The sequence below is a fragment of the Roseateles cavernae genome (assembly GCF_040187885.1).
Classification (GTDB): domain Bacteria; phylum Pseudomonadota; class Gammaproteobacteria; order Burkholderiales; family Burkholderiaceae_C; genus Roseateles_E; species Roseateles_E cavernae.
Map to the genome: position 1 here is coordinate 26,008 of NZ_JBDPLH010000006.1, position 20,895 is coordinate 46,902.

A 20,895-nucleotide genomic window follows, 5' to 3' on the forward strand; every position below is an offset into this window, starting at 1 on the left:
ATGGCAGCCATCGGCCAGCGCAGCGGCTCGCGCCGCCGCACCATCAACGAGATCAATATGGTGCCCTTCATCGATGTGATGCTGGTGCTGCTGATCATCTTCATGGTCAGCGCGCCGCTGATCACGACCGGCCTCGTGGATCTGCCCAGCGTCGGCAAGAGCCGTCAGCAACCCGATCAGGTGATCCATGTGATCGTCGGCGCCGACGAAAAGCTCAAGCTCAAGATCGACAAGGACGAGCCGCAGGACATCGTTCTCAACCGTCTGGCCGAGCGCGTCAAGCAGGCCCAGGCCGGCAAGGAGAACAGCCCGGTCGTGATCTCGGCCGACAAGGCCGTCAAGTACGAGGCCGTCGTCAAGGTGATGGATGTGCTGCAAAGCGCCGGCATCCAGAAGGTCGGCCTGGCCGTCAAGAGCGGCGCAGCCAGCAACTGAGACAGCGTCCCGCATGAGCAGCAGCACCTTCGCGCCCACCGGCTTCGACGCGAGCCGCCCGCCGCCCTCGGCCGGCCTGGGCCGCGGCTTCGCGCTGGCCCTGCTGGCCCATGGCCTGCTGATCATCGCGCTGACCGCCGGCGTGCAATGGCGCTCCAAGACCGAGCCGGCCTTCGAGGCCGAGCTGTGGGCCGCTGTGCCGGTGGCAGCGGCGCCGCGCGAGGAGGCCCCGCCGCCCGAGCCCGAGCCGGTCGTCAAGCCCGCGCCAGCCAAACCCGAGCCCCCGCCGCCCGATCTGCAGGCCCAGCGCGATGCCGAGATCGCGATTGCCAAGGCGCGGGAGAAGAAGCGCGAAGAGCTGGAAGCCAAGCGCCTGGCCGAGCTGGAAGAACAGCGCAAGCAAAAACTGCGCGAGCTGCAGGAACAGAAAGACAAGGCGGCCAAAGACGCCAAGACCCTGAAGGAGCAACAGGCCAAGGAGCAAAAGCTCAAGGACGACAAGGCCCGCCAGGACAGCAAGAAGGCGGAGGCCCTGGCCGACAAGCGTGCCGAGGCGCAGCGCCAGGAAAACCTGCGCCGCATCCAGGGCATGGCCGGCGCCAGCGGCGGCCCGCAGGCCACCGGCACGGCGCTGCAGAGCGCCGGCCCGTCGCCGAGCTATGGCGGCCGCATCAAGGCGCGCATCCGGCCCAACATCATCTACAGCGAGTCCGGCGCCGGCAATCCGGTCGCCGAGGTCGAGGTGCGCGCCGCCGCCGATGGCCACATCATCGGCCGCAAGCTGCTGAAGTCCAGCGGCGATGCCGAGTGGGACAAGGCCGTGCTGCGCGCGATCGACAAGACCGAGATCCTGCCGCGCGATGTCGATGGCCGCGTGCCCTCGGTGCTGGTGATCAGCTTCCAACCGAAGGACTGAAGCGGCAGATCAAGGCGTCGGCCGACCAGCGGCCCGCGCCCCAAAGCAGGACCGTCAGCAGCAAGGCGCCCCAGAGCTGATGGCCCAGCAGTGCCGCTGGCGCAATCTCGCTGAGGCTCAGCACAGCGACGATATTGACCGCGCTCAGCCCCAGCGCGGCAAAGCGACCGCCCAGGCCCAGCGCCAGCAGCACCGGCAGCAGCAACTCGCCGCCGGTGCCCAGCCAGGCCGCCAGCTCGGGTGACAGCAGGGGCACGCGGTACTCGTCCTCGAACAGCAAGAGCGTCGTCGACCAGTCGCGGATCTTGGTCAGGCCGGACAGAAAGAAGACCTGGGCCACATGGAGCCGCGCCGCCAGCAGCGCCAGCGAGCGCAGCTGGTGGGTCAACGCGGCCAGCGGCGCGGCCATGGCCAGTGGCCGCTCCAGGCCGGGATCGCTGACTGCGCGCAGCAGCAAAGCGGGAATGCTCATCATGAGGGCTCCGTGACTGGGATGACCGCCTGCAGCCAGGCCTCGGACAAGGCGGCCTGCAGCCAGGCGGCGAAGTCGAAGCCGGCATGGGCGGCCAGGGTTTGATCGAGGGCCTGCTGCAGGCTCCGGCCCTGCTGCAGCGCCTTCATGAACAGCGCCTCGTCGGCGGCAAGCAGACGGGCCTCGGCCCGCCAGCCCTGCCGCCACACCAGCACGATGAGGTGTTCGTCGGCGCTGCCAGCCAGGTCCAGCGGCCACCGCGCCGCCGCCGAACCGAGCAGCGACAGCAGCTGCAAGCCGGGCCGCAGCCGCAGGCAAAACCGGTCCGCTTCCTGCTCGGCGAGCAGTTGCAGCGAGATGGCATCGAGTTCAGCGTCCAAGGCCCGCTCGGCCTGATGTGCGGCCCATTCCAGCCGCGCCAGATCAGGCAGCCAGGCCGGCATGCCGGGCTGATCGCGCAAAAACTCGGGCAAGGCCTGACCCCAGCAGCCCAGATCGCCCCGCTGCGGTGGGCAGGCACGCCAGAAGGCCCAGGCCATCGCGGCGAACTCGGTCTCGCCGAGTGCTGCTTGCATTCGAGCGAACACCGAGGCCAGGGTCTGGGCGGCCAGCGCCTTGGCATGGCCGCGATAGGCTTGCAGACCCCGGGGCAGTGATACGGCGCCCAGGGCCCGGGCCCCAGGCGGCGGCGCTGCGGGAGGAGGTGTTTGCAGCAGCGCCTGCAGCAGTGCCTGCTGGCGGCGCAGTTCGGCCGCGCGGCTCATCGCGGCGCCGCCGCGCGCAGGCAGTCCTGCATCAGCGAGGCTTCGTCCAGCAGCACGGCGAGCTCGGGCAGGTCGGTGTCCCACTCGATCAGGCTGGGCACGGCGCCCAGGCGCTGCAGCGCGTGGCGGTAGACCTGCCACACCGGCGCGTGAACCCGGCTGCCATGGTCGTCGATGACGATACCGTCCAGCCGCGCATAGCCGGCCAGATGGATCTCGCCGACCACGCCCGGGTCCAAGGCATCGATCCAGGCGCAGGCCGCGCGCACCGCCGCCTCGTCATCGGCGCCCCGGTTCAGCGCATTGACCACCAGATTGTTGACATCCAGCAGCAGGCCGCAGCCGCTGCGCCGCACCAGCGCATTGAAGAACTCGGGCTCGGCGATCCGGTCATCCTCCCAGGCCAGGTAGGCGCTGAGGTTCTCGACCAGCAACGGACGGCGCAGCCGCTCCTGCACCGTCTGCACATTGGCCACCATGACGTCCAGGCTGCTTTCGCTGAAGGCGATCGGCAGCAAGTCATTGGCATGCAGCACCGGCCCGGCATCCATGCCGGGCACACGGGCAAAGCTCGCGTGGTCGGAGACGCGCAGCGGCTGCACTGCCTCGACCAGGCGGGCCAGCTGATCCAGATGCCAGGGATCGAGCCCGGCCGCCGAGCCCAGCGAAAGCCCGACACCATGCAGGCTGATCTCGTAATGCTCGCGTGCCCGCAGCAAGACCTGGCGCGCCGCCCCCCCGGGCGCGAAGAAGTTCTCCGAGTGCAGCTGCAGAAAGCCCAGATCGGGCCGCTGCTGCATCAGCGCCTGGTAGTGCGGCTGGCGCCAGCCGATACCGACGCTTGCGATGGCGGGAGCTTCATGCATGGGGGACGGACCCTGGCGCTTACTTCTTGGCCTTGGCTTCCTCGGCCGTCATGCCCTTCATCGCCTTGCATTCGCCCTTGGCCACATACTTCCATTCCTCCGGCGCGTTGTCGACCTTGGACTGACCGGCGCAGGAGTGGGTGCCGCTGAGATTGGCACAGTCGTTCTGGCCGGCCTTGGCCACGCCATAGCATTTCTCCTTGGCAGCCTTGTCCTGGGCCACGGCCTGGCCGACCGCGCCCATCGAGAGGGCGGCGGCGAGTGCGGAGGAAACGAGGTGGGATGTCTTCATGAGAGCTCCTTGAGGTGTCAGGGTTGAGATCGAGGCCGACGCATCATGCGTTGGACACCTGTGTGTCGCAAGTGCCGGCCAAGTCCTTACACTGCGCCCATCGAAAATTCCGAGCCCTGTTGATGAGCGACCACGCCAAGGCCATCGAAGCGCTGCGTCCGCAGCTGCTGAAGTACGCGCGCCTGCAGCTGCGCAACGCCGCCTGGGCCGAGGACGCGGTGTCCGAGACCATCCTCGCGGCGCTGGAGAAGCCGCAGGCTTTCGGCGGGCAGTCGCAGCTCAAGACCTGGCTGGTGGGCATCCTCAAGCACAAGCTGATCGACCAGATCCGCCGCAACTGCCGCGAGCTGTCGACCACCGCCGAGGACGGCGTCGATCTCGACGACGAGCTCTTCCATCCCGACGGCCACTGGCGCGAGACCCCGCAGGATTGGGGCGACCCCGAGCAGGCCTTGCGCCAGCTCGAATTCATGAAGGTGCTCGAGGCCTGCGTCGAGCTGCTGCCCGGTCAGCAGGGCCGCCTGTTCATGATGAGGGAGTGGCTGGAACTGGACAGCGACGAGATCTGTAAGGCTTTGGCCATCACGCCGACCAATCTCTGGGTCATGCTGCACCGCGCCCGGCTGCGGCTGCGTGATTGCCTTCAACTCAACTGGTTCGCGGGCCCATCGGCGCCCGCCCGATGATCATGCTGCTGCGCCGTTCCTGCAAACAGGTCACCCATCTCGTGCTGCAGGCCGAGGACCGCGCGCTGCCGCTGCGCGAACGCCTGGCCGTGCGCCTGCATATGCTGGTCTGCCAGGCCTGCCCGCGCTTTGCCGACCAAGTGGCCCTGATGCGCAGCGCCAGCAAGCGCTGGCGGACCTATTCGGAATCGGAGTGAGCGACAGCGACGCTGGCTAGGCAATCGCCCCGCCCGTCTCGCGCAGATCACGCTCGTTCTGCAAGGCCAGCGCCAAGCTGATGCGCACGCCCTCGATCATGCTGGCCAGCGCCATGCTGGGCTGGCCGTTGCTGCGGGCGGCCTGCTCGGGCAGATAGGGAATGTGCAGAAAGCCGCTGCGCACGCCGCTGCCGGCGAGCCGGTGCTGCAGGCCGTAGAACAGATGGTTGCAGACAAAGGTGCCGGCGCTCTGCGACACCGAGGCCGGCAGGCCCGCCGCGCGCAGGCCGTGGACGATGGCCTTGATCGGCAGGGTCGAGAAATAGGCCGCCGGCCCGCTCTCCAGCACCGGCATATCGATGGGCTGGGCCCCGGCGTTGTCGGCGATGCGGGCGTCGTCGACATTGATCGCGACCCGCTCCAGCGACAGATCGCTGCGCCCGCCCGCCTGGCCCAGGGCCAGCACCAGGCCCGGCCGCAGCTCGGCCAATGCCTGGTCCAGCACGCGCAGCGACTGCCCGAACACGCAGGGCAGCTGGCGCGCCACGATGCGCGCCGGGCCCAGCATCTCGCCGTCCAGCGCACGGGCGATTTCCCAGGCGGGGTTGATGGCCTCGCCCCCGAAGGGCTCGAAACCGGTCAGCAGAATATTCATGGCTTCATGGCTGGCTGTCGAATCGGCCCGATGCTAACCCGCCGACTCGGGGTGACTACCAATCGGCAAGCGCGCCGGTACGCCCCATGCTCGCACTGTTGCCCCGCTGAAGGAGTGTTCGCATGATGACGACTCGATCGATGCTGGCCGCCGGCCTGCTGGCCCTGGCGACTGCGGCCTCGGCCCAGACCAAGTGGGACCTGCCCTCGGCCTACCCGGCGAGCAACTTCCACACCGAGAACCTGATGCAGTTCGCCACCGATGTCGACAAGGCCACGGCCGGCAAGCTCAAGATCACCGTGCACGCCAATGCCTCGCTGTTCAAGGCCAATGAGATCAAGCGCGCGGTGCAGGGCGGCCAGGCCCAGATGGGCGAGATCCTCCTGGGCATCTTCGAGAACGAGAACCCGATCTTCGGCGCCGATGGCGTGCCGATGCTGGCCACCGGCTATGCCCAGTCGCGCAAGCTGGCCGAGGCCCAGAAACCGCATCTGAACAGGGTGCTCGGTGCCCAGGGCATGCAACTGCTCTACACGGTGGCCTGGCCGCCGCAAGGCATCTACGTCAAGAAGGAGATCGGCTCGGTAGCCGATATGCGCGGCATCAAATGGCGCGCCTACAGCCCGGCCACCGCCAAGATCGCCGAGCTGATCGGCGCCCAGCCGGTCACGATACAGGCCGCCGAGCTGAGCCAGGCCCTGGCCACCGGCGTGGTCGAGTCCTATATGTCCTCCGGTGCCACCGGCTACGACAGCAAGACCTACGAGAGCATCAAGTACTTCTACGACACCCAGGCCTGGTTGCCCAAGAATGCGCTGATCGTCAATAAAAAGGCCTTCGATGCGCTGGACAAGCCCAGCCAGGAGGCGCTGCTGAAGGCCGCCGCCGAGGCCGAGGTGCGCGGCTGGAAGATCAGCCAGGAGAAGAATGACTGGTACAAGAAGGCGCTGACCGAGAAAGGCATGAAGATCATGCCGCCCTCGCCCAAGCTGATGCAGGACATGAGCCAGGTCGGCGCCAGCATGCTGGCCGACTGGGAGAAGAAGGCCGGCGCCGAGGGTCAGGCCTTGCTGGCCGCTTTCCGCAAGCCCTGAGCCCACCGGCAGCCGCCTCTTGCGACGCCTGCTCGACGCCCTCTACGACGCTGCGGCCGCGCTGGCCGCGCTGTGCATGGTGGGCCTGCTGCTGATCGTGCTGGGCGGCGTCGCCGGGCGGCAGCTGGGCTTTTATCTGCCCGGCAGCGATGCCTATGCCGGCTATCTGATGGCGGCCTGCGGCTTCCTGGCCCTGGCCCACACGCTCAAGCGCGGCGAGCACATCCGCGTGACCCTGCTGATCAACGCGCTGCAGGGCGGCCCGCGCCGCGCGCTGGAGCGGTTCGCGCTGATGGTGGCCAGCCTGCTGGCGCTGATCGCGGCCTTCTACAGCGTCCGCCTGGTCTGGCAGTCCTGGAGCTTCCAGGACATCTCCACACTCAACGACGCCACGCCGCTGTGGCTGCCGCAGCTGTCGATGGCGATCGGCAACGCGGTGCTGGCCGTCGCCCTGCTCGACGAGCTGCAGCTCGAATGGCGCGGCCGGCGCAGCAGCCCCGCGGACGCCGGCGAAGCGCTGCACAACGAATGAGCCGATGAATGATCTCGCCATCACCGCAGTGCTGATACTGGCCCTGTTCGCCATCCTGGCCAGCGGAGTCTGGATCGGGCTGGCGCTGTCGGGCGCGGCCTGGCTGGCGATGCAGCTCTTCGGCAGCCGACCGGCCGGCGACGCGATGGCCGTGACGATCTGGGGCTCGGCCTCCAGCTGGACCCTGACCGCGCTGCCGCTGTTCATCTGGATGGGCGAGATCCTGTTCCGAACCCGGCTGTCCAGCGATATGTTCAAGGGCCTGTCGCCCTGGGTGCAGGCCCTGCCCGGCCGACTGCTGCACACCAATGTGGTCGGCTGCGCGATCTTCGCGGCCGTCTCCGGCTCCAGCGCCGCCACCTGCGCCACCATCGGCAAGATGACCCTGCCCGAGCTGCAGCGCCGCGGCTACCCGGACGATATCGCGATCGGTTCGCTGGCCGGGGCCGGCACCCTGGGCCTCTTGATCCCGCCGTCCATCATCATGATCGTCTACGGTGTCAGCGCCGATGTCTCGATCGCCGAGCTCTTCATCGCCGGTGTGCTGCCGGGGGTGATGCTGGCGCTGCTGTTTTCCGGCTATCTGGTGTTCTGGGCCTGGCGCCACCCGGCCCTGGTGCCGCCGGCCGATGCGCCCATGAGTCTGGCCGCCAAGTTCAAGGCCTCGGGCAGCCTGATCCCGGTGCTGCTGCTGATCGGCGCGGTGCTGGGCTCCATTTATGCCGGCATCGCCACGGCCACCGAGGCGGCCGCCGTGGGCGTGCTGGGCGCGCTGATACTGTCGGCCGCCCAGGGTTCACTGAGCTGGGCCAGCTTCATGGATGCACTGCTGGGCGGCACCCGGCTGTACTGCATGATCGCCTTGATACTCGCCGGCGCCTCCTTCCTGACCCTGGCGATGGGCTATCTGGGCCTGCCGCGCCATCTGGCCGAGTGGATCGCCGGCCTGGGCCTGCCGGCCTGGGGGCTGCTGATGGCGCTGACCCTGTTCTACATCGTGCTGGGCTGCTTCCTGGACGGCATCTCGATGGTGGTGCTGACCATGGGCGTGATCCTGCCCACCGTACTGAAGGCCGGCATCGACCCGCTGTGGTTCGGCATCTTCATCGTGCTGGTGGTCGAGATGGCCCAGATCACGCCGCCTGTGGGTTTCAATCTCTTCGTGCTGCAGGGCATGACAAGGCGCGAGATCGGCTATATCGCCCGGGTCGCACTGCCCTTCTTCTTCCTGATGCTGGCCGCGCTGGCGCTGATCTACTTCGTGCCGGACATCGTCACCTACCTGCCCCGACGCATGCGTGGCGGCTGAGGAACTGGCCGGCGCTGAGCGCCCTGTTCCGCCGGCAAGCGCGTTCACAATCGCATATGCTGCTCGGGCACCAGCCCCCTGAACATCCAACCCGGAGACCCCGATGCCCGATCCGTCCGCGCCGCTCGACTGGCCTTATGCCAAGGCCCAGGACATCGCGCGTGAGCCCGCCGATGAGCAGCACTTCCAGTGGCCGACGCCGCCCTATGCGGCCTACCCGCAGCCGCAGCCGCAAAGCGCACCCGAGCCCTGCGAGATCCTGGGCCTCAACAACAGCCGCACCACCGGCCATGTGATCCTGATCGCCGCGCAGGAGCGGGTCGCCCAGGTCACGGTGCCGCCGGCGCGCAGCGCGATGCCGCTGAAGTTCGCTCAGTTCCGCGCGCTCAAGCTCCTGCGCCCGATCCCGGCCGCGCCGCGCGAGGCGATCGCGATCGACGACCCGCTGGCGATGGACCAGCGACCGCGCAGCGAGTTCAAGCTGGCCTTCCATGGCGGCGGCGAGCTCAAGGGCACGACCATCGGCCACTACCAGGACGATCTGGGCCTCTATCTGTTCCCGCCGGTTTCGGCCGGCGACGATTCGGTGCTGCGCGTCTTCGTGCCGCGCGAGGTGCTGGCCGGTTTCGAGATCGGCGAGCGCATCGGCGCCCTGCTGCTGCGCGACCAGAGCGTCAGTCCGGAGCAGGTCGAGGCGGTGGTCCAGGAGCAGAACGATCTGCGTTCGCGCCGCGTCGGCGACATCCTGGTGGCCAAACAGGTGGTCTCGGCCGAGCAGCTGATGCAAGCCATCGAGCAGCAGGCCAAGATGCCTATGGTGCGCATCGGCGAGGCCTTGCTGGCACTCGAATTGATCACGCAGGAGCAGCTCGACCAGGCGCTGGAGCAGCAGCGCTCCGACCGCTCGGTGCCGCTGGGCCAGCTGCTGGTGCGCAAGGGCGTGGTGACACGCCAGCAGCTGCAGTCGGCGCTGGCCCGCAAGATGGGCTATCCGCTGGTCGATGTGGAGAACTTCCCGATCGAGGCCGACGCGGTGCGCAAGCTGCCGCACTCGGTGGCCAAGCGCCTGGAGGTGCTGCCGCTGGTGCTGCGCGACGGCAAGCTGATCGTCGCGATGGAAGACCCGACCCGGCGCGACGCGATCGACGAGGTCGAGTTCATCTCGCAGCTCAAGGTCGTGCCGACCCTGACCAAGGTCGGCACGCTGGTGTTCGCGCTGCCCACCGTCTACGAGCGCTTCGGCAAGGACAGCGGGGCCTCGACCAGCGAGCTGCGCATGCCCTCACTGAACCTCGATTTCGAGCCCGACACCGCCGGCAAGCTGATCGAAACCCTGGAGCGCGACAGCCAGGAAAAATCCATCCGCGAGGACGATACGCCGATCGAGCAGTCGGACAACTCGCTGGTGCGCCTGATCAACAGCATGATTATCGAGGCCCACAGCCAGGGCGTCTCCGACATCCATATCGAGACCTACCCCGGGCGCGAGAAGCTGAAGATCCGCTTCCGCCGCGACGGCTCGCTGCAACCTTATCTGGAACTGCCCTACACCTATCGCAATGCGATGATCGCGCGCATCAAGATCATGTGCGATCTGGACATCTCCGAGCGCCGCAAGCCGCAGGACGGCAAGATCAACTTCTCGCGCTTCTCGCCCCAGCACAGGCTGGAGCTGCGGGTCGCGACGATCCCAACCAATAACGGCCTGGAGGATGTGGTGATGCGCATCCTGTCCTCGGCCAAGCCCATCCCGCTGGAGAAGCTGGGCCTGTCGGCCCACAATCTGAGCGAGCTGAAGGCGGCGGTCAGCCGGCCCTACGGCATGGTACTGTGCGTCGGCCCGACCGGTTCTGGCAAGACCACCACGCTGCACTCGGCGCTCAGCCATATCAACCAGCCCGAGCGCAAGATCTGGACCGCCGAGGACCCGATCGAAATCACCCAGAACGGCCTGCGCCAGGTCCAGGTCAACCCCAAGATCGACTGGACCTTTGCCAAGGCCTTGCGCGCCTTTTTGCGCGCCGATCCGGACGTCATCATGGTGGGCGAGATCCGCGACGAGGAGACCGCCCAGATCGCGGTCGAGGCCTCGCTGACCGGCCACCTGGTGCTCTCCACCCTGCATACCAACAGCGCGCCCGAGACCGTGACCCGGCTGCTGGACATGGGCATGGACCCGTTCAACTTTGCCGATTCGCTCTTGGCCGTGCTGGCCCAGCGCCTGGTCAAGCGCCTGTGCCCGCATTGCCGCAAGAGCGAGCCCCTGCCCGAGGCCGAGCGGCAGGAATGGCTGGACGACTATCTGCACAGCTTCCCCGCCGACCAGCGCCCCGACCGCCAGGCCTTGCTGGGCGAGTGGCAGACCAGCTATGGCGAGAACGGCCGGCTGCTGCGTTACAGCAGCCCCGGCTGCGCCAAATGCGAGAACACCGGCTTCAAGGGCCGTGCCGGCCTGCATGAGTTGCTGACGGTGAGCAAGACGGTGCGCCGCCTGATACAGACCGGGGCCCGGGCCGAGGAGATCCAGCATTGCGCGCTGGCCGAGGGCATGCGCACCTTGCGCCAGGACGGCATCGTCAAGGTGCTGGCCGGTGTCACGACCCTGGCTGAGGTGCGGGCCACCAGCAATACCTGACCCCCGGCAGCGGCGTCGACCCCAGACAAGCCCGCTTGTCAGCGGCAGGCAAAGTGATTCATATTGGGGCACCCCAGGTCCGGAGTCCCGTCATGGCCCAGCCGCCGCTCAGCCCCAGCCTCGCGAGCCCCGCGTTCGCCAGCCATCCGCGCATGCTGGTCGATGCCCGCCATTCGCAGGCCATCGCCAGCTCGCACGAGCGTTGCCTCGCGTTCGGCCTGAGCCAGGACAGCGCCCCCGATCTGAAGCGCATCGCCCCGGCCGGCCTGCAGGAGCTGCAGCAGCGCAATGCGCGGCTGTGTGCCCAGGCCCTGCCGGTGATGGACATGCTTTACGAGCAGCTGATGCATGCGCAAAGCATGGTGCTGCTGACCGATGCCAGCGGCTGCGTGCTGCATGCGCTGGGCGACCCGGGCTTTCTGGAGCGTGCCAACCAGGTGGCACTGGCGCCGGGCGCGCTCTGGGCCGAGGCCGACAAGGGCACCAATGCGGTCGGCACGGCGCTGATGACCGAGGGCGCGACCCTGGTCCACGGCCAGGAGCACTTCCTGCGCGCGATGCAGTTTCTGACCTGCTCGGCCGCGCCGATCTTCGACCACAAGGGTGCGTTGCTGGGCGTCATCGATGTCTCGGGCGAGCGCCGCTCCTACCATCCGCACACGCTGGCCCTGGCCAGCATGTCGGCCCGGCTGATCGAGGGCCAGTGGTTTGCCGATCGCTTCCGCCACAGCACGCGGCTGCATTTTCACGCCAGTGCGATGGGCCTGGGCACCCTGCACGAGGGCCAGCTGGCGCTGGACGAGGACGGCCGGGTGCTGGGCGCGAACCGGCGCGCGCTGGAGCTGCTGGGTCTGGGCGCGATGGCGCTGCGGCGCGAGAACCTGGCCAGCCTGTTCGGCTGCAGCCTGGGTCAGCTGTCCCAGCAGGCCCGGCAGCAGGCCGAGCTGCGCCTGCCCCTGCAGCGAGGCGGCGAAGCGCTGTACGCCAAGCTGAGCCTGGCCCAGGCCGAGCTGGGCCAGCAGCGCCGCGAAACCAGGGAGGAGCTCGGGCTGCTGGACAGCGCACCGTTGCCGCTGTCTGCGGCCCCGGCACCGCTGCCCGTGCAGGCCGGCCACAATCTGCGCCAGACCGAGATGCAGGCCATCGCCGCGGCCGTGCAGGCCGCCGGCGGCAATCTCTCGGAGGCCGCCCGCCAGCTGGGCATAGGCCGCAGCACCCTGTACCGCAAGCTCCGGGAGATGAGCTGAACTCGTATCATGGCGGCCGACCCCACCCGCATCGGCGCCCATGAACGACATCCCCTCCCAACCCCGCCTCAGCAGCCTCTCGCACGGGGGCGGCTGCGGCTGCAAGATCGCGCCGGGCCTGCTGTCCGAGATCCTGAAGAACAGCGGCGCCAGCGCCATCGTGCCGCCGCAGCTGCTGGTGGGCATAGAGACCGCCGATGACGCCGCCGTCTACCAGCTCAATGAGGAGCAGGCCCTGGTCGCGACCACCGATTTCTTCATGCCCATCGTCGACGACCCCTTCGACTTCGGCCGCATCGCCGCCACCAATGCGATCAGCGATGTCTATGCGATGGGCGGCCGGCCGATCTTGGCGCTGGCCCTGGTCGGCATGCCGATCAAGGTGCTGTCCAGCGAGACCATAGGCCGCATCCTGGCCGGCGGCCAGGCGGTCTGCGCGGCGGCCGGCATCCCGATCGCCGGCGGCCACACCATCGATTCGGTCGAACCGATCTATGGCCTGGTCGCGCTGGGCCTGGTCCACCCGAAGCGCATCAAGCGCAATGCCGACGCCCGCGCCGGCGATCTGCTGGTGCTGGGCAAGCCGCTGGGCGTGGGCGTGCTGTCGGCGGCGCTGAAGAAGGAAGGGCTCGACGCCGCCGGCTATGCGCAGATGATCGCGTTCACGACCCAGCTCAACACCCCCGGCCCCGACCTGGCCGCGCTTGACGGCGTCCACGCGATGACCGACGTGACCGGCTTCGGCCTGGCCGGCCATGGACTGGAACTGGCGCGCGGCGCCCAGGCCCGGGTCGTGATCGACTGGCCGGCGGTGCCCTTGATCGCGGGCGCGCGTGCGCTGGCCGCCCAGGGCTTCGTCACCGGGGCTTCGGGCCGCAACTGGGACAGCTATGGCGCGCAGATCGAGCTGCCCACGGGCTTTGCGGCCGAGGACCGGGCCCTGCTGAGCGATCCGCAGACCAGCGGCGGGCTGCTGGTGTCCTGTGCGCCCGAGGCGCTGGACGCCGTGCTGGCGCGCTTTGCCGCCCATGGCTTCGGCCATGCGGCGGTGGTCGGCCGGGTCGAGGCCGGAGCGCCGGGCCTGAGCGTCCGGGCCTGAATGACAAAGCGGCCCGCAGGCCGCTTTGTCGCCATCACCGTGCCGGCTCAGAACTTGGATTCGCCGGCGCTTTCCGGGTTTTCCTCGACCGGCCAGTCGCGGATATAGGCCTTCAGCATGCGGTTCTCGAAGTCCTGGCCATCGACCACCGCCTTGGCCACGTCGTAGAACGAGATCACGCCCATCAGCGTGCGGCCGTTGAGCACCGGCATATAGCGGGCATGGCGGCCCAGCATCATGCGGCGCACCTCGTCGATCTCGGTCTCGGGCGTGCAGGTCAGCGGATGGTCGTCCATCACGCTGCGCACCAGCGAGTTGCCGACGCTGCCGCCGTTCTTGACGATGGCGGAAATCACTTCGCGAAAGGTCAGCATGCCGACCAGATCGCCATGCTCCATCACGACCAGCGAGCCGACATCCATCTCGGCCATCGTCGTGACGGCCTGGGCCATCGGCTGGTCGGGCGTGATGGTGAACAGGGTGCCGCCCTTGACGCGGAGTATGTCGACGACTTTCATGGCTGCCTCCTCTTGTGCCGGGCCTCACCCGACAGCTGCTAAAACTGGTCCCCAACATAGCACACAATCCGCGCATCACACATCTCGGAGACACCATGTCCGGCTACTCAGACCCCGGCTTTGACACCCTGGCGCTACACGCCGGCGCCGCGCCCGACCCGAGCACCGGCGCACGCGTGACGCCGCTGCATCTGAGCACCTCCTTCGTGTTCGAGAACTCCGAGCACGCGGCGGCGCTGTTCAATATGGAGCGCGCCGGCCATGTCTACTCGCGCATCTCGAACCCGACCACGGCCGTGTTCGAGGAGCGGGTCGCGGCACTCGAAGGCGGGGTCGGCGCGATCGCCACCGCCAGCGGCCAGGCGGCCCTGCATCTGGCCATCGCGACCTTGGCCGGCGCGGGCTCGCACATCGTCGCCTCCGCCGCGCTCTACGGCGGCTCGCACAATCTGCTGCACTACACGCTGGCGCGCTTCGGCATAGCCACCAGCTTCGTCAAGCCCGGCGACATCGACGCCTGGCGCGCCGCGATCCGGCCGAACACCAAGCTGCTGTTCGGCGAGACCCTGGGCAACCCCGGCATGGATGTGCTGGACATTCCGACCGTCGCGGCCATCGCCCACGAGGCCGGTCTGCCGCTCTTGGTCGACTCGACGCTGACCACGCCCTATCTGCTCAAGCCCTTCGAGCATGGTGCCGATCTGGTCTACCACTCGGCCACCAAATTCCTGTCGGGCCACGGCACGGTGGTTGGCGGCGTGCTGGTCGACGGCGGCAATTTCGACTGGGACGCCGCGCATGCCAAACATGGCCGCTTCCCTGAGCTGTGCGAGCCCTATGCCGGTTTCCACGGCATGGTGTTCGCCGAGGAAAGCACGGTCGGTGCCTTTCTGCTGCGGGCGCGCCGCGAGGGCCTGCGCGACTTCGGCGCCTGCATGAGCCCGCACACCGCCTGGCTGATCCTGCAAGGCATCGAGACCCTGTCCTTGCGCATGCAGCGCCATGTGCAGAACGCGCAGCGGGTGGCCGAGTTCCTGGCCGGCCATGAACTGGTGGCGCGGGTCGGCTATCCGGGCTTGAGCAGCCACCCCGACCATGAGCTGGCACAGAAGCTATTGCCGCGCGGCTGCGGCTCGGTGTTCAGCTTCGATCTGAAGGGCAGCCGCGAGCAGGGCAAGCGCTTCATCGAGGCGCTGAAGATCTTCTCCCACCTGGCCAATGTCGGCGACTGCCGCTCGCTGGTCATCCACCCGGCCTCGACCACCCATTTCCGCATGGACGATGCAGCGCTGGCCCAGGCCGGCATCACGCCCGGCACGATACGGCTGTCCATAGGCCTGGAAGATGCCGACGACCTGATCGACGACCTCAAGCGCGCGCTCAAGGCCGCCAGCAAAGCATGAAGCTCACCGTCAACACCCACGAGGCCTATGCCTATGCCGGCGGCAAGCCTTTTGATGCCACCCTGCCCTGCGTCGTCTTCATCCATGGCGCGCTGAACGACCACAGCGTCTGGACCCTGCTGGCGCGCTGGTTCGCCCACCATGGCCACAGCGTGCTGGCGGTGGACCTGCCCGGCCACGGGCGCAGCGCCGGGCCGGCGCTGGCCGATGTCGAGGCGATGGCCGACTGGATCTGGGATCTGCTTGATGCCGCCGGCGTGCAGCGGGCCGCCCTGGTCGGCCACAGCATGGGCTCGCTGATCGCGCTGGAAGCGGCCGCGCGCCAGCCCGAACGCGCCAGCCATCTGGTGATGATGGCAACCGCCTATCCGATGAAGGTCTCCGAGCTCTTGCTGACGACCGCGCGCGCGGCCCCGCTGAAAGCCATCCAGATGGTCAACAGCTTCTCCTTCGCCGGCCTGGCGGCCAAGCCCTCCTACCCCGGCCCCGGCGCCTGGCTGCAGGGCGGCGAGATCGCGCTGAAGCGGCGCATACAGGGGCGGCAAACGGGGGTCAATCTGTTCGCCCATGACTTCGGCGTCTGCGACCGCTATGCCGGTGGCCTGGAGGCGGCGGCACGGGTGAGCTGCCCGGCCAGCTTGCTGCTGGGCGAGCGCGACCAGATGACCTCGCCGAAGCAGACGGTCGGCCTGATCGAGGCGCTCAAGGCCAGCGTCCATCGCCTGCCGGCCGGTCATAGCCTGATGGCAGAAACGCCGGACCAGACCCTGGCGGCTTTGCGACAGGCGCTTGGGGTGGATTGACGGGTATCTTTTCACTCGGCACCCGGCGACACTCGCCGGGCTGAGCCAACTCGACAGGAGAGCACCGTGCCGAACGAGATCAAGCAAACCAGCTTGCGAAGCGAGCGCCTGGACGAGGTCTTCAAGCTGGTGCGTGCCAAGCTGCCACCCGAGCAGCGCGAGACGCTGGTGGATTTCGTGCGGAGCTATTTCGGCCAGGTCGACCCCGAGGAACTGGCCGAACGGCAGGTGGCCGATCTGTATGGCGCGGCGCTGTCGCACTGGAGCTTCGCCGGCAAGCGTGAAGCCGGCCGGGCGCGGGTGCGGGTGTTCAACCCGACGCTCGCCGAGCATGGCTGGCAGTCGACGCACACCATCATCGAGATCGTCAACGACGACATGCCTTTTCTGGTCGACTCGGTGACGATGGAGGTCAACCGCAACGGCCTCACCCTCCACCTGATCATCCATCCGCTGCTGGCCGTCGAGCGCACCGCCGACGGCCTGCTGCGCGGCCTGGCGGACGGCGGAGGCACGCGGGAGTCCTTCATCCATGTCGAGGTCGACCGCATCCCCGAGCCGGCGCGACTGGAGGCCCTGGCTGCGGACATCGGCCGCGTGCTCGGCGATGTGCGCCTGGCGGTGAGCGACTGGCGGGCGACACGCCAGCGCATGCTCGACATCATCGAGGCGCAAAGCACGCAAGCCTCGCCGCTGGCGGCCGAGGAACTGGCCGAGGGCCAGGCCTTTCTGCACTGGCTGGCCGACAACCATTTCACCTTCCTCGGCTACCGCCGGCATGAGCTGTGCGTGGTCGACGGGCAGGACCGCCTGAACGTGGTGAGCGATTCCGCGCTGGGCATCCTGCGCGATGTGAACGCGCTCGATGCGGTGGCCTCTTTTGCGGCCCTGCCTCCCGAGGTGCGCGCCCATGTGCGCCGGCCCGAGCTGCTGGTGGTGACGAAATCGACCGCTCGCTCCACCGTGCACCGGCCCGGCTATCTCGACTATGTGGCGGTCAAGCGTTTCGCCGCCGACGGCACGGTCTGCGGCGAGGACCGCTTTCTGGGCCTGTTCACCTCGACCGCCTACAGCGCCAATCCGGCCGATATCCCGCTGCTGCGGCGCAAGGTCGCCGATGTCGTGACCCGGGCCGGTCTGGCGCCCGGCAGCCACGCCGGCAAGGCGCTGATCAACATCCTCGAAACCTATCCGCGCGACGAGCTGTTCCAGATCGGCGCCGACGACTTGCTGCAGACGGCCATGGGCATCCTGCACCTGGGCGAGCGTCAGCGCTTCCGCCTGTTCGTGCGGCGCGACCCCTTCGAGCGCTTTCTGTCCTGCCTGATCTACGCGCCGCGCGAGCACTACACGACCGAGTTGCGCCAGAAGTGGCAGGCCATCCTGGTGCAGGCCTTCCAGGGCGGCGGCTCCGAGTTCAATGTGCATCTGTCCGAGTCGGTGCTGGCGCGCATCCAGATCACGGTGCGCACCCAGCCCGGCCAGATCCCCGCCTTCGATGTGCGCGAGCTGGAGGCCCGTCTGGTCGCGGCCGCGCGGCGCTGGGATGACGATTTGCAGGCCGCGCTGATCGAGGCCTTTGGCGAGGCCCGCGGCGTGCAGCTGCTGCGCCAGTTTGGCGGCGCCTTTCCGGCCGGCTACCGCGAGGAGTTCGCGGCCCGGGCCGCCGTGCCCGATGTCGAGCTGATGAGCCGGCTCAGCGAGGCCGAGCCGCTGGGTATGAGCTTGTACCGCCGGCTCGAGGCCGCGCCGGGCAGCCTGCGCTTCAAGCTGATGCGCCAGGGCGAGCCGCTGATCCTGTCGGCCAGCCTGCCGATGCTGGAGCATATGGGCATGACGGTGCTGGACGAACACCCCTACCGCATCACGCCGCAGGGTTCGGAGGCGGTCTGGATCCACGACTTCGGCCTGGTGAGCAGCGTTGCCGGCGGCGAACCCGAGGTCGACAGCCTGCGCAAGGTGTTCGAGCCGGCCTTCGCCGCCGTGCTGCGCGGCGAGGTCGAGAACGACGACTTCAACCGCCTGGTCGTCGCGGCGCAGCTGCCGGCCGAACAGATCGTCGTGCTGCGCGCCTATGCCAAGTACATGCGGCAGATCGGTTTCGTGCTGTCGCAGAGCTTTATCGAGAGCAGCCTGGTGGCCCATGCCGAGATCGCCCGCCAGCTGGTCCGGCTGTTCCTGCTGCGCTTCGATCCCGATGGGGAGGCCGATGCCGATGCGCTCGCGAGCCAGGCTGCGGCGATCGAGACCGCGCTGGAGCGGGTCGACAATCTGTCGGAGGACCGGGTGCTGCGCCAGTACCTGGCGCTGATACAGGCCACCACCCGCACGAACTTCTGGCGCCGGGATGCTGCCGGACGGCCGCGCGGCTTTGTCTCGTTCAAGTTCGATTCGTCCAAGGTGCCGGGTCTGCCGGCGCCCAAGCCGATGTTCGAGATCTTTGTCTATTCGCCACGCTTCGAGGGCGTGCATCTGCGCGGCGGCCGGGTCGCGCGCGGCGGGCTGCGCTGGTCCGATCGACCGGAGGACTTCCGCACCGAGGTGCTGGGCCTGGTGAAGGCGCAGATGGTGAAGAACACCGTCATCGTGCCGGTCGGCTCGAAAGGCGGCTTCGTGCTGAAGAAGGCACCGCCGGCCAGCGACCGCGAGGCCTTCATGAAGGAAGGCGTGGCCAGCTACCAGGACTATCTGCGCGGCCTGCTCGACATCACCGACAACCGCGTCGGCGACGCGATCGTGCCGCCGCCCCGGGTGCGCCGCCACGACGCGGACGATCCCTATCTGGTGGTCGCCGCCGACAAGGGCACGGCCACCTTCTCCGACTACGCCAACGGCATCAGCAAGGAGTACGGCTTCTGGCTCGGCGACGCCTTTGCGTCCGGCGGCTCGGTCGGCTATGACCACAAGGCCATGGGCATCACGGCACGCGGTGCCTGGGAGTCGGTCAAGCGCCATTTCCGCGAGATGGGGCGGGACACGCAGAACAGCGCACTGACGGTGGTCGGCATCGGCGACATGTCCGGCGATGTGTTCGGCAACGGCATGCTGCTGTCGCGCCATATCCGGCTGCTGGCAGCCTTCGACCATCGCCACATCTTTCTCGACCCGCAGCCCGATGCCGAGGCTTCTTTTGTCGAGCGGGAGCGGCTGTTTCAGCTGCCGCGTTCCTCCTGGGCCGACTACGACGCCCGCCTGATCTCGGCCGGCGGCGGCGTGCATGCGCGCTCGGCCAAGTCCATCGCGCTGACGCCCGAGGTCAAGCAGGTGCTGGGCCTCGGTGTCGATACGCTGACGCCGACCGAGCTGGTCCACGCGATCCTGAAGGCACCGGTCGACCTGATCTACAACGGCGGCATCGGCACCTATGTGAAGGCCGCGCGCGAAAACCACGCCCAGGTCGGTGACCGCGCCAACGACGGCCTGCGCGTCAACGGCGGCGAGCTGCGCTGCAAGGTCTTTGCCGAGGGTGGCAATCTGGGCTGCACCCAGCTGGGCCGCATCGAGTACGCCTTGGCCGGCGGGCGCATCAATACCGACGCCATCGACAACTCGGCCGGCGTCGACACCTCGGACCACGAGGTCAATATCAAGATCCTGCTGGGCCTGGCCGGCAGCGACGGCGAGCTGACCGAGAAGCAGCGCAACAGCCTGCTGCCCGAGATGACCGGCGACGTGGCCGCGCTGGTCTTGCGCGACAACATCTTCCAGACCCAGGTGCTGTCGGTGACCGGCCGCATTGCGCCGCAGCTGATGGATGCGCAGACCCGCTTCATGCAGTTTCTCGAGAAGAGCGGGCGGCTGGATCGCGGGATCGAGTTCCTGCCGAGCGACGAAGAGATCGCCGAGCGGCGCGGCAAGGGCCAGGGCTTGACCAACCCCGAGCGCGCGGTGCTCCTGGCCTATAGCAAGATCTGGCTGTTCGACGAGTTGCTGGACTCGAGCCTGCCGGACGACCCCTGGGTGTCGACCGCGCTGGTGCGCTACTTCCCGGCGCTCTTGCAGCAGCGCTTCAGCGCCTATATGCAGCGCCATCCGCTCAAGCGCGAGATCATCGCCACCCATGTGACCAACAGCATGATCAACCGCGTCGGCAGCACCTTTGTGCACCGCCTGCTCGAAACCACCGGCGCGCGAGCCTTCGAGATCGTGCGCGCCTATCTGCTGAGCCGCGAGATTTTCGGCATGGTGAGTCTGTGGCAGAGCATCGAGTCGCTCGACAACCAGGTGGCCGACGAGCTGCAGTCGCAGATGCTGATCGACACCAGCCGCCAGCTCGAGCACGGCACCAAGTGGTTTCTGCGCTCTCGCCGCCTGGTCGACGATATGGACGCCACGATCGAACATTTCAGCGCCAACGTCGAGAAGCTCGGCGCCCGCCTGCCGCAGCTGCTGGATGCCGAGGAGCGGGCCCGGGTCGATGCCGCGGCGGCCCACTATGTGGCCGGTGGCGTGCCGGCCGAGCTGGCCGAGCGTGTCGTCAGCTTCGGCACGCTGTATTCGACGCTGGACATTGCCGAGATTGCCGGCAACGCACGCTGGCCGGTGGAACTGGTGGCCGCCATCTATTTCGATCTGGCCAACCGTCTGGGCCTGCCCTGGCTGCGCGACAAGATCGCCGCCCTGCCCGGCGATCAGCATTGGCAGATGCTGGCCAAGGGTGCGATGCTGGACGATCTGTGGGGCCTGCAGCGTGCCATCACCGCCACGGTGCTGGCCGGCGGCGAGGTCGAATCGCCGGAAGCCTTGCTCGAGACCTGGCAGGCCGGCAATGGCCGGGCGATCGAGCGCGCCGAGCAACTGCTTGACGAACTGCGCACGGTGCCGGCGCCCGACGCGGCAATGCTGGCGGTGGCCCTGCGGGAGCTGCGCAGCCTGGGCTAGGCCAGGAGACCCGATGGATGGGCTTTCACCAATGGCGACGATACGCCCCCAGGCATTGAATGCAGGCATCCGATGAACAAGCGCCAACCGC

At 68.2% G+C, this 20,895-nt stretch carries 19 protein-coding genes; 13 read left to right on the forward strand and 6 right to left on the reverse strand.

All coding sequences use genetic code 11. The features are described 5' to 3' along the window. Positions 1–435: a protein TolR gene (gene tolR / locus ABGI63_RS16625; RefSeq protein ID WP_349743463.1), complete on the forward strand. Its 435-nt coding sequence runs from the start codon at positions 1–3 to the stop codon at positions 433–435. 13 nt (positions 436–448) lie between these two features. Next, positions 449–1,351 carry a cell envelope integrity protein TolA gene (tolA, locus tag ABGI63_RS16630; protein WP_349743464.1) on the forward strand — a complete coding sequence of 301 codons (903 nt, stop codon included), beginning with the start codon at positions 449–451 and terminating at the stop codon, positions 1,349–1,351. Here tolA and ABGI63_RS16635 read toward each other — a convergent pair. From ABGI63_RS16635 to ABGI63_RS16650, 4 genes are read right to left on the reverse strand one after another with little or no spacing between them, the layout of a single operon-like run. Then, complete coding sequence (locus tag ABGI63_RS16635) at positions 1,329–1,823, reverse strand: DoxX family protein (protein ID WP_349743465.1); 495 nt, start codon at positions 1,821–1,823, stop codon at positions 1,329–1,331. The genes tolA and ABGI63_RS16635 overlap by 23 nt on opposite strands. Continuing rightward, positions 1,823–2,587 carry an HvfC/BufC family peptide modification chaperone gene (locus ABGI63_RS16640; protein WP_349743466.1) on the reverse strand — a complete coding sequence of 255 codons (765 nt, stop codon included), beginning with the start codon at positions 2,585–2,587 and terminating at the stop codon, positions 1,823–1,825. Before ABGI63_RS16640 ends, ABGI63_RS16635 begins: the two co-directional genes overlap by 1 nt. Continuing rightward, positions 2,584–3,453 (reverse strand): MbnB/TglH/ChrH family RiPP precursor modification enzyme, encoded by an 870-nt coding sequence (locus ABGI63_RS16645; protein WP_349743468.1) that lies wholly within the window; start codon positions 3,451–3,453, stop codon positions 2,584–2,586. Before ABGI63_RS16645 ends, ABGI63_RS16640 begins: the two co-directional genes overlap by 4 nt. A 19-nt stretch (positions 3,454–3,472) precedes the next feature. After that, the gene (locus tag ABGI63_RS16650; protein ID WP_349743469.1) at positions 3,473–3,745 is read right to left on the reverse strand and encodes a BufA1 family periplasmic bufferin-type metallophore; all 273 of its coding nucleotides are present in this window, start codon (positions 3,743–3,745) and stop codon (positions 3,473–3,475) included. A gap of 122 nt (positions 3,746–3,867) precedes the next feature. Here ABGI63_RS16650 and ABGI63_RS16655 point away from each other — a divergent pair, with 122 nt between their 5' ends. Both ABGI63_RS16655 and ABGI63_RS16660 read left to right on the forward strand, forming a co-directional pair. After that, positions 3,868–4,431, forward strand: coding sequence for a sigma-70 family RNA polymerase sigma factor (locus tag ABGI63_RS16655; protein ID WP_349743470.1), 564 nt, complete (start codon positions 3,868–3,870; stop codon positions 4,429–4,431). Further along, positions 4,428–4,628, forward strand: a complete 201-nt coding sequence (locus tag ABGI63_RS16660; RefSeq protein ID WP_349743471.1) for an anti-sigma factor family protein — start codon at positions 4,428–4,430, stop codon at positions 4,626–4,628. Before ABGI63_RS16655 ends, ABGI63_RS16660 begins: the two co-directional genes overlap by 4 nt. A gap of 16 nt (positions 4,629–4,644) precedes the next feature. Here the strand turns inward: ABGI63_RS16660 and pcp are convergent, their stop codons facing one another. Continuing rightward, entirely contained in the window at positions 4,645–5,283 is a 639-nt protein-coding gene (gene pcp / locus ABGI63_RS16665; protein WP_349743472.1) for a pyroglutamyl-peptidase I, read from the reverse strand. Positions 5,284–5,408: 125 nt separating this feature from the next. On the opposite strand from pcp, the gene ABGI63_RS16670 reads away from it, so the two are divergent. The 6 genes from ABGI63_RS16670 (at position 5,409) to selD (ending at position 13,199) form a co-directional block, all read left to right on the forward strand. Continuing rightward, positions 5,409–6,377 carry a TRAP transporter substrate-binding protein gene (locus ABGI63_RS16670; protein ID WP_349743705.1) on the forward strand — a complete coding sequence of 323 codons (969 nt, stop codon included), beginning with the start codon at positions 5,409–5,411 and terminating at the stop codon, positions 6,375–6,377. Positions 6,378–6,396: 19 nt separating this feature from the next. Beyond that, on the forward strand, positions 6,397–6,909 hold the full coding sequence (locus tag ABGI63_RS16675; RefSeq protein ID WP_349743473.1) for a TRAP transporter small permease: 513 nt from the start codon (positions 6,397–6,399) through the stop codon (positions 6,907–6,909). Positions 6,910–6,913: 4 nt separating this feature from the next. Further along, positions 6,914–8,218, forward strand: coding sequence for a TRAP transporter large permease (locus tag ABGI63_RS16680; protein WP_349743475.1), 1,305 nt, complete (start codon positions 6,914–6,916; stop codon positions 8,216–8,218). Between the two features lie 103 nt (positions 8,219–8,321). After that, positions 8,322–10,853 carry a GspE/PulE family protein gene (locus ABGI63_RS16685; RefSeq protein ID WP_432767432.1) on the forward strand — a complete coding sequence of 844 codons (2,532 nt, stop codon included), beginning with the start codon at positions 8,322–8,324 and terminating at the stop codon, positions 10,851–10,853. A gap of 92 nt (positions 10,854–10,945) precedes the next feature. Next, the gene (locus ABGI63_RS16690) at positions 10,946–12,100 is read left to right on the forward strand and encodes a sigma-54-dependent Fis family transcriptional regulator (RefSeq protein WP_349743476.1); all 1,155 of its coding nucleotides are present in this window, start codon (positions 10,946–10,948) and stop codon (positions 12,098–12,100) included. Positions 12,101–12,140: 40 nt separating this feature from the next. Then, positions 12,141–13,199 (forward strand): selenide, water dikinase SelD, encoded by a 1,059-nt coding sequence (gene selD, locus ABGI63_RS16695; protein WP_349743477.1) that lies wholly within the window; start codon positions 12,141–12,143, stop codon positions 13,197–13,199. 47 nt (positions 13,200–13,246) lie between these two features. Here selD and ABGI63_RS16700 read toward each other — a convergent pair whose 3' ends face one another. Continuing rightward, positions 13,247–13,717, reverse strand: a complete 471-nt coding sequence (locus ABGI63_RS16700; protein ID WP_137943506.1) for a CBS domain-containing protein — start codon at positions 13,715–13,717, stop codon at positions 13,247–13,249. A gap of 95 nt (positions 13,718–13,812) precedes the next feature. On the opposite strand from ABGI63_RS16700, the gene ABGI63_RS16705 reads away from it, so the two are divergent. The 3 genes from ABGI63_RS16705 to ABGI63_RS16715 all read left to right on the forward strand — a co-directional run bounded on the left by ABGI63_RS16705 (position 13,813) and on the right by ABGI63_RS16715 (position 20,804). Next, positions 13,813–15,120 carry an O-acetylhomoserine aminocarboxypropyltransferase gene (locus ABGI63_RS16705; protein ID WP_349743479.1) on the forward strand — a complete coding sequence of 436 codons (1,308 nt, stop codon included), beginning with the start codon at positions 13,813–13,815 and terminating at the stop codon, positions 15,118–15,120. After that, positions 15,117–15,923, forward strand: coding sequence for an alpha/beta fold hydrolase (locus ABGI63_RS16710; RefSeq protein ID WP_349743481.1), 807 nt, complete (start codon positions 15,117–15,119; stop codon positions 15,921–15,923). Before ABGI63_RS16705 ends, ABGI63_RS16710 begins: the two co-directional genes overlap by 4 nt. Before the next feature lie 66 nt (positions 15,924–15,989). Beyond that, the gene (locus ABGI63_RS16715; protein WP_349743482.1) at positions 15,990–20,804 is read left to right on the forward strand and encodes an NAD-glutamate dehydrogenase; all 4,815 of its coding nucleotides are present in this window, start codon (positions 15,990–15,992) and stop codon (positions 20,802–20,804) included. The last annotated feature ends 91 nt before the right edge of the window (positions 20,805–20,895 follow it).